1 protein-coding gene and 1 pseudogene are annotated in these 1,291 nt (G+C 33.8%); both read right to left on the reverse strand.

Features of this window, described 5'->3' with window-relative positions; genetic code table 11:
• Positions 1–315: 315 nt before the first annotated feature.
• Positions 316–747: a PPC domain-containing protein gene (locus OKC24_RS19670; protein ID WP_130114586.1), complete on the reverse strand. Its 432-nt coding sequence runs from the start codon at positions 745–747 to the stop codon at positions 316–318.
• Positions 748–1,026: 279 nt separating this feature from the next.
• Positions 1,027–1,291: pseudogene (locus tag OKC24_RS19675) on the reverse strand (integrase core domain-containing protein); the annotation flags it as partial.

Here is a 1,291-nt window from a genome sequence, read left to right on the forward strand (position 1 = left end):
CGACCACTTACCCAAGTTACGCCTTAAATTTGGCTCAATTAGGGGGCTTTGTATTTCAAATCTTTGTGCAACAAAGCCACTGCAAATTGCTATCAAAAGGGCTTGAATATCACGACGGTTACGCTGAAAGATATAATCAACTTTTGAAAGAAAAGTGACTAACGCACAGCAAGATTAAATTATTCCTCGGGGTATTAAACAAGTAAACTACATCATTTTACTAACATAAATACATATACGTAAAAATCACGCCCTGCTTAACTGGCAATAGTTTTTGAACCCTTGTATAAAAGTTTAAACGAATCTAGCAAGTCTTTATTTAATGTTAATACTCATCCAGTATTGAGGTTTTTTATCTTTTCTTGCCTGTGATCTAGGTTGTAATACTCTAATTTCATACTCACCTGAAGCAGGTAAAATATAAACACCATTATCATCAAGCTCTGGAGAATATTCTCCAAGATTGATAGAGTCTTTTAATTGATTACCCCATAAGTAAGTTTCAATATTTCCTCCAGTCAACGTCACTTTTAACTTTTGCCCTTTTTTAGCATAAAATTTGTAGGAATCATACTTGTATCCATCTAGCCTCCCGTAATAATTTGCAGAGTAAGCTTTTTTTGCAAACTTAACTACAACAGTCTTTCGAATATCATTGTTATCATTTGCAAGTACGGCAGGGCTAAGCATAGTTAAAGTTAGGGCCATAAAACCACCAACTAGTAATTTCGTATTCGCTATTTTCATAAGGTTACCTTAATTCTTGTATCGCCCATGACATAGTAAAATAAGTAATAAATAACCATGAATCATGGAACAGAAATGTGAATAGTCACCAAAATTCTATACACACATGGCTTGGTTGCATAAATCTACCTCTTAAGGCTTATTCAGCAATATAATTCTCAGATGAATAAGCCTACACCTAAAATTTACCGTACAACAAATTGGTCATCTAATGTGGTTCCGTTAATTAGACCACTCAATTTAGTTTTATAAGTGATAAATCCGCTCTAAATATTTAAATTATGCTGCCATTACTTTTAGTAAATGTTGATCATAAATTTCATTCGGTGTTGCCTTATTCAAACTTGAATGAGGACGTATCATGTTATAAAAATCCAAATATTCAGCAATTGATTGTTTCGCCTGTTTAACCGTATCGTAAGCCTTCAAATAGACTTCCTCATGCTTCACGCTGCGCCATAAATGCTCAATCATCACATTATCCATTCATCGTCCTTTCCCATCCATACTGATTTGAATGCCATTTGATTTCAATACATCAATA

Origin of the sequence: Acinetobacter entericus (assembly GCF_026168575.1) — a bacterium.
GTDB lineage: Bacteria > Pseudomonadota > Gammaproteobacteria > Pseudomonadales > Moraxellaceae > Acinetobacter > Acinetobacter bouvetii.